Below are 7,406 nucleotides of genomic sequence, written 5' to 3'. Positions count from 1 at the left end.
GTTCCTGCAGCAGTAATTGCCTGACGGTAGTTTCTGTCAGCAGCATCTCCTGCAACAAATACTCCCGGTACATTGGTCAATGAAGTTCCCGGTTTTTCGTATTTGATGTATCCTGTTTCATCCAGGTTGATGTAATCTTTGAATACATCCGTGTTTGGTTTATGACCAATTGCAACGAAGAAACCTGTAGCAGGAATGTCGTGTTCTGCACCTGTCACGTTATTTTTGACTCTTACTGCGTTAACGCCATTTCCGTCACCCAATACTTCAACCGTTTCCGTATTGTGCAGGATTTCGATATTCGGAGTATTTCTGACACGGTCAGCCATGATTTTGGAAGCGCGGAACTTGTCCGTGCGAACCAACATCGTTACTTTCTTACATAATTTGGAAAGGTAATGAGCTTCTTCACAAGCAGAATCTCCTGCGCCAACGATCACAGTTTCCTGTCCGCGGTAGAAGAATCCGTCGCAAACTGCACAAGCAGAAACTCCACCACCGATTGAAAGGTAGTGTTGTTCGGAAGGTAATCCCAAGTATTTTGCAGAAGCTCCGGTGGAAATAATCACCGTTTCAGCATGAATTTCATGACCGTCTTCACTCCAGCACTTGTGGATAGGTCCGGTAAAATCAACTTTTGTAATAAATCCGGAGCGAACGTCTGTTTCAAAACGTTTTGCCTGAGCTTCCAGCTGAACCATCATTTCTGGTCCTGAAATTCCGTCTGGATATCCCGGGAAGTTTTCAACTTCGTTGGTTGTTGTTAACTGTCCTCCAGGTTGCATTCCCTGGTACATAACAGGTTTCATTTCAGCTCTTGCAGCGTAGATTGCTGCTGTATATCCTGCGGGACCTGAACCAATGATCAGGCATTTTACTTTTTCAGCGCTCATGTTTGTTTGTTCGTTTGTTTAGTTTGAATCAAATACAAAATTAGGGTTTTCCCGTTTGAGAAAGAACCCTTCGGGAGATCCTGTTTTCAGGTAGGAATCCAAGGTTATTTTTTGCAGTAGTAAATGAAGGCAGGTGGAAAATTGGCAGGTGTAAATGCAATTTCTACGTGTTTGAAAAACTGTTTGATGTTCTTTTTTGCATTCAATGAATACTGAAACTGAACATACAGCGAATTTGCATGCATGGCCCGGTGGCTTTCTTTCAGAATTCCGTTCTTTAGTTCGGAAGGGAAATTCGCTAGCGGGAGAGAGGATACTACCGCATCTGCATGTGTTAAGCCATGTTTTTGAAGGTATTCTCCAATCTTCTCTGCAGAATCGTGAATCAGGATGACGCGTGGGTCTTTAAACTCTTTTTTGAGCATGTTCATGAAGCTGTCATTGAGTTCGAAAACCAAAAGAACACCATCCGGACTTAGCTTCTGAAGCATTTTACGTGTGAAAACTCCGGTTCCGGGACCTAATTCCACAATGACTTTAGCTGTTGAGAAATCAATTTTCTCCAACATTTTCTTTGCTAAATATTTTGAGCTTGGAGCCATTGCTCCAACCATTTTACGTTCTTTCCAGAAATTACGTATAAACGAACGCTTATCAGACATTTTCTCTTGTTTCTTTGAGTGCGAATTTACCATTATTGATCACTCCGTAAACAAATCCGTTCAATTGTTTATTCAACGCTGGTGTGTTAGTACATGGGATCACCAAATCATCATGTGTGAAAACCCACGGTTTTTCTGGGATAAATAAAGAAAGATCCGCTACCGACTGGTCTTCAATTGATTTAATATCCAATGATAATAATTCACGTCCTTTCCCGGTAAGAGCCTTTACAACGAGTTCCAGATCAAATTCCGGGCAAGCTCCCAATTCACCAAAGAGTGTTTGAAGCGTGCTGTTTCCGTAATTTGCATGATCGAATTCCAAATCTGTTTCTTCCGTATCATTTGGTCTGTGATCCGAAACTATGCAATCGATTGTTCCGTCTTTCAAACCTTCCCAAAGTGCTATTCTGTCTGCTTCTCTTCGAAGCGGCGGCATTAATTTAAAGTTCACATCGAAATCCAGTACAGCCGTCTCGTTGTAAATCAAATGCTGCGCATGAACGTCAGCAGTAATATTCAATCCTTTTGCTTTCGCCTTGCGGATCAAGTCTACCGATTCTGCATTTGCAATTCCGGTTGCATGCAAGTTTCCCCCGGTGTATTCCAGTAAACGCAGGTTGCGCTCCAGCTCAATAACTTCGCTGATGGAAGGATCTGCTTTTAAACCGGTTTTGGTAGAAGCTTCTCCTTCGTTTACCATTCCACCGCCTGAAATCGACTTATCATGGGCAAAACCTACTACAATTCCATCAAAATTCTTCGAGTAGAGGAGGGCTCTGTACATAATTCCACCGTTTACCGGAACTAAATCATCTGAGAACAAACGAACTCCGGATTGGAACATATCGTACATTTCAGCTAAAGCTTCGCCTTGGTTTTTCTTAGTGATACAACCCATTGGATGAATGGTTGTAACGGCATTTTCACCTCTTCGCAACACGTATTCCACGCTGGTTTTATTATCTAAAACCGGTTTGGTGGAAGGGAGAACGGCTACATGTGTAAAACCTCCGAAACTAGCTGCGTCCAAACCGCCTTGAATGGTCGATTTGTGTTCTTCTCCCGGATCTGCAAAATGGACTTTTAAATCGACCCATCCTTTTGAAATATGCAGGTTATTTTCCTGGATTTCGAGTTCACAGGATCTGTTGATTTTTTCTGCAATTTCGTGGATTTTTCCATCTTCCAGATAGATATCCACTGTTTTACCATGCCACTTCGAGCTTGTATCTATAACCCTTACTTGTCGAATAAGTAATTTCATATCTTATTTCTTGTAGAAAATTAGCAATGCCATTTCGCACAGGACGAAAATTCCTGCAAAGAAAACAAACCAAATCCAGATGTCATAATTCTCACCGATTTCTAAGAGAGAAGCACTGTTCCAATTGGAACCATCCTGAATGGTATTGACCTGAATTCCGGCTTGCTGAAAACCGGTTTTAATTTCTTCGGGAGTAGATTCGGCAGTTTGGGATTCCAGTCGGTTGTAGTTCATGGAAACAATTCCTTTGCTCTTTCCTTCCTGTAGAATGCTGTAATTTCCGGCTTCCAGAATACGAATTGCTTCCAGACCCTGAACGGAAATATAGGAACGTTTGTTTTTAGTGAATAATACCGGAATGTAATCAATCGCTCCCTGTTTCAGATGTACCGGTTTATCGCCTGTAGCGACGTTGTTTACAGGATAACTTCCATCAGAACCGATGATGAGATAATACGGATTTTGTCGTTGACTCAGATTTCCAACGTGCAGCAGAAGCGTTGAAAACAACTGGTTGCTTGTGAATGTGCTGAATTCCTGTTTCAAAGAAGTAGAGAAGAGGTAAGAAGCTCCTTTTCCGGTGCTTTTTACAAAAAACGGAGTTCCGTTTTGGTAATTGATCAAACTACTGGAAAGCGTTTTCGGGTTGTTGATCAAACGATATGCTTTTGCCACCGCCGGAAGGGAAATATTGTCCGGTTTTCCTTCAAAAATACCATGAAAGAAAGGATCTTTGATATTCAGTTTCTGAACGGACAAACCGACAGTCTGTATTCCATTGATGGTTGGAAGTGCCAGTTTTTCGAGGCTTGCATTCCATCCGGTTGGTGAAACGTTCGTTCCCGGAATTAATAAGATAGAACCAAGTTCCTGGTTATACAATTCCAACGAAGTACTCAAATTACTTGGAATCTGATTCAATCCGTTTAACACGACTAGATCGTAGTCTTCCAGGTTTTCCTGCGAAGCCTGATTGGTAGCAATTTCTTTTACGTTGTAGAAATCATCCAAACCGTATACAATTCCAACGTTATTTACGGCATCTTCTCCGTTAATGATCAACACAGAACTGTTTTTCTTCACTTCGTAATTGAAATAGAAGGAATCGTCTTGTGTCATTTGTTTGTCGTTGATGGAAACTTTTCCTTTGACAATTCCAGCTTCCTGGTTGAAATAGTTCAGTTGAAGCGTATCGGAACCAAATGCGGGAAGCTCAGCGAATAAATCGCGTTTCATTTTCCCGATCTGCACATTGACAACTGCCGATTCAATTGCTTCTTTACCGCTGTTCACGACGCGGATCGAAAGCGTTTGGGAAGAACCCGTTTTTTGAATCGGTGTTTCAAACCAAAGGGTGTCGATATATAAATTTCCCGTATTCTGAGGGCTTAAAACCAGTGGAGAAACGGATGGAATTGATTTAAACTTTTTAGTTGACTGACTGGATTTATCTTTTTGAAAATCAGACAGAAATACTAAAGATGGTTTCGTTTTGATATTTCCTTCTTTCTGCGCGTCTTCAATCCATTGATTCCAGAAAGAAAGTACTTCTTCGCGGGAACGATAAATAGGAGAGTATTTGATTTTTCCAACCTGATCAACGAATTTTACCTGGGTGAGTGTTTGTTTTTCGTTTCCGCTTAGTTCGTTAGTAAACAAAACATATTGTGTGTTTCGCGGTGCTTTCTCCACAAGCGATTCTGCCAGTGTTTTTGCCTGTGCGAGCAATTCTCCCTGACCGCCGATTCGAGACATGGAAAAGGAATTGTCTACATAAACGCCAATCAGCTGAATATCTTTTTTACTGGAGTCGGAACCTGGAAAATAGGGTTGGGCAAATGCAATTACCAAACAGGTAAAAGCTAAGATTCGTGCCAATAAGATGAGTAAATGCTTGAGTTTTCTAGGATTCTTTTGTTGTTGCTCTACCGATTTAACGAAGGCAATGCTCGAGAAATAAACCGTTTTGTACTTACGAAAATGGAAAAGGTGAATGAGGATTGGAATGACCAAAACCAGTAGGGCGAACAAAAATTCAGGATAAACCCATTTCATAACGCTAAATTAATGACGAATGCCGAATTACGAATGCCGAATTTTGTGATTTTTCTACGATTTTTGAACAATTTAGCACCCTTTAACAACTGAATTGCGAATTCCCGGTTGAGTTTAATCTTAATTCGTAATTAGGCACTCGTAATTAGGAATTATTTAAATCCTTCGAAAGCTCCGAGTCCGAACAAGGCGAAATCGTATTTACACGGATCCTGGGAATCGAATTGCGTTAATTGCTCCTGGATTTCAGCAACGCTGCGCCAATCGTTCTGTGTTCTGGTAAGAATACCCAATTTCCGGGCAACATTTCCTGTGTGAACGTCAAGCGGAAGATGCAATTCTGACATGGGAATGCTGTTCCAAATCCCGAAATCCACTCCTGATTGATCTTTGCGGACCATCCATCTCAAAAACATATTGATGCGCTTGGCTGAAGAACCTTTCTGCGGATTGGCAACGTGTTTTTGGGTTCTGTGAGGAAATGGTTCCTGTGTGAATGTATCGCGGAAGGAAACAATTCTACCCTGGATTCCCGGAATTTCGGTGTGAAGCTTAAATGCGGCTTCCAAACCGTTGTATTGTTCATAAATGCGTTTCAGGGAAACAAAAAAAGCATTCAGATCGTCGCTGTTGAATGTGCGGTGAACAAAGTTGTGTTTCTGCTCTTCGTAGTTCAGTACGTATTCGTATGGTTTGAAATTCATGATTTCCAGCAAGCGCTCACCACTTTTAATAATTGCCGTACGATTTCCCCAGGCCAATGTCGAAATCAGAAAAGCACTGATTTCAATATCTTCTTTCCGGGTAAATTGTTTTGGAATCTGAATCGGATCGGTTTGGATGAAGTCTGTTTGATTGTACAATCCTACTTTTTCATCCAGGAATACTTTCAGTTCTTCTTGTGTAAAAGATGTTTTCATTTCAGGGATCCGTCTGCCATTACAATTGACCGGTCTGCCATTTCCGCCAATAAATGGTTGTGCGTTACGATGACAAATGTTTGTTTGAATTCTTCCCGCAAATCGAAGAACAATTGATGTAATTCGGCTGCGTTTTTGGAATCCAGGTTTCCGGAAGGTTCATCTGCAAAAATAATATCCGGTTCATTCATCAAAGCTCTTGCTACAGCTACACGCTGTTGTTCTCCGCCGGAAAGTGCTGTCGGTTGGTGACTTTCACGGTTTTGCAAGCCCAGTTTCTTCAATAGTAAAGCTGCTCTGTCTTTGGATTCGGGCATGCTCTTTCCACCGATCAATGCCGGCAGGAGCACATTTTCCAAAGCGGTGAATTCGGGAAGTAGCTGATGAAACTGGAAGATAAATCCGATCTTTTGATTTCGGAATGCCGCAAGTCCTTTTGAGCTTAAATCAAAGGGATTCACACCGTTCAGAGTCAATGTTCCGGAATCCGGTTTATCTAAAGTACCCAAAATTTGGAGCAGGGTCGTTTTCCCGGCTCCGGATGAACCTACAATCGAAACGATTTCTCCGGATTGAATTTCCAGATCAATTCCTTTCAGAACTTCGAGTTGACCATACTTTTTTTGGATTCCTTTTGCAATAAGCATTACTTATCCAATTTTAAAGAATGTCCCATTTTCTGAACCTTTGTCTGCAGGTATTTTTCGTTGTGCACATTACGACCAACTTCGATCGGAACATTTTCAACGATTTCTAGTCCGTAACCAACTAATCCGGTACGTTTTTTCGGGTTGTTCGACATCAAACGGATCTTTGAAACTCCCAAATCGTGTAAGATCTGAGCTCCGATTCCGTATTCACGTTCATCCGACTTGAATCCAAGTTTCAGATTTGCTTCAACAGTATCGTATCCTTCTTCCTGTAATTTGTATGCTTTCAATTTGTTTAAAAGCCCGATTCCACGACCTTCCTGGTTCAGGTAAACAATGACTCCTTTTCCTGCTGCTTCAATCATTTTCATGGAATGGTGAAGTTGCGGACCGCAATCACAGCGGCAAGAACCGAAAATATCTCCTGTCAGACAAGAAGAGTGCATGCGTACCAAAATAGGTTCACCGGGTTCCCAGGTTCCCTTTGTCAACGCCAGGTGTTCTTGTCCGTTTGATTTTACAGAATATGCAACCAGTTTGAAATCACCGTGTTCCGTTGGCATTTCAACTTCAATCTCACGTGAAATCAACGATTCGTGCTTCATTCTGTAAGCTACTAAATCTGCAATGGAGATCAGTTTCAGGTCAAATTTCTTCGCGATCTCAAACAATTGCGGTAAACGTGACATCGAACCGTCTTCGTTCAGAATTTCAACCAGGATTCCCGCAGGTTTGAAGCCTGCCATACGTGCCAGATCTACTGCTGCTTCCGTGTGTCCGGTTCTTTGTAAAACACCGCCTTTTTTCGCCCGAAGCGGGAAAATATGTCCCGGCCGACCTAAATCTTCCGGTTTTGTATCTTCCGAAACCAATGCTTTGATGGTCTTCGCACGGTCAAAAACAGAAATTCCCGTTGTACATCCGTGACCGATTAAGTCTACGGAAACAGTGAACTGTGA

At 41.8% G+C, this 7,406-nt stretch carries 7 protein-coding genes; all 7 read right to left on the bottom strand.

All coding sequences use genetic code 11. The annotated features are described in order from the left end of the window. On the bottom strand, positions 1-893 hold an 893-nt coding region (gene trxB / locus Q1V93_RS09370; RefSeq protein WP_300664051.1), incomplete at its 3' end, for a thioredoxin-disulfide reductase. 104 nt (positions 894-997) lie between these two features. Next, complete coding sequence (locus Q1V93_RS09365) at positions 998-1,555, bottom strand: rRNA adenine N-6-methyltransferase family protein (RefSeq protein WP_300664049.1); 558 nt, start codon at positions 1,553-1,555, stop codon at positions 998-1,000. Then, positions 1,548-2,822: a dihydroorotase gene (locus tag Q1V93_RS09360; protein ID WP_300664047.1), complete on the bottom strand. Its 1,275-nt coding sequence runs from the start codon at positions 2,820-2,822 to the stop codon at positions 1,548-1,550. The genes Q1V93_RS09365 and Q1V93_RS09360 overlap by 8 nt, the downstream gene beginning before the upstream one ends. Positions 2,823-2,825: 3 nt before the next feature. Beyond that, positions 2,826-4,877: a BatA domain-containing protein gene (locus Q1V93_RS09355; protein ID WP_300664046.1), complete on the bottom strand. Its 2,052-nt coding sequence runs from the start codon at positions 4,875-4,877 to the stop codon at positions 2,826-2,828. Between the two features lie 152 nt (positions 4,878-5,029). Next, a complete protein-coding gene (locus Q1V93_RS09350; protein ID WP_300664044.1) occupies positions 5,030-5,797 on the bottom strand; it encodes a TIGR02757 family protein in 768 nt (255 codons plus the stop codon). Further along, entirely contained in the window at positions 5,794-6,444 is a 651-nt protein-coding gene (locus Q1V93_RS09345; RefSeq protein WP_300664042.1) for an ABC transporter ATP-binding protein, read from the bottom strand. Before Q1V93_RS09345 ends, Q1V93_RS09350 begins: the two co-directional genes overlap by 4 nt. Beyond that, positions 6,444-7,406: GTP cyclohydrolase II (gene ribA, locus Q1V93_RS09340; protein ID WP_300664040.1), on the bottom strand; the 963-nt coding region annotated here is incomplete at its 5' end. The genes ribA and Q1V93_RS09345, both read right to left, overlap by 1 nt.

The sequence above is a fragment of the Fluviicola sp. genome (assembly GCF_030151805.1).
In the GTDB taxonomy this organism is placed as follows: Bacteria; Bacteroidota; Bacteroidia; order Flavobacteriales_D; family Crocinitomicaceae; genus Fluviicola.
The sequence above is the reverse complement of the archived record's forward strand: the minus strand, read 5'-3'. Positions and strand labels throughout refer to the sequence as shown.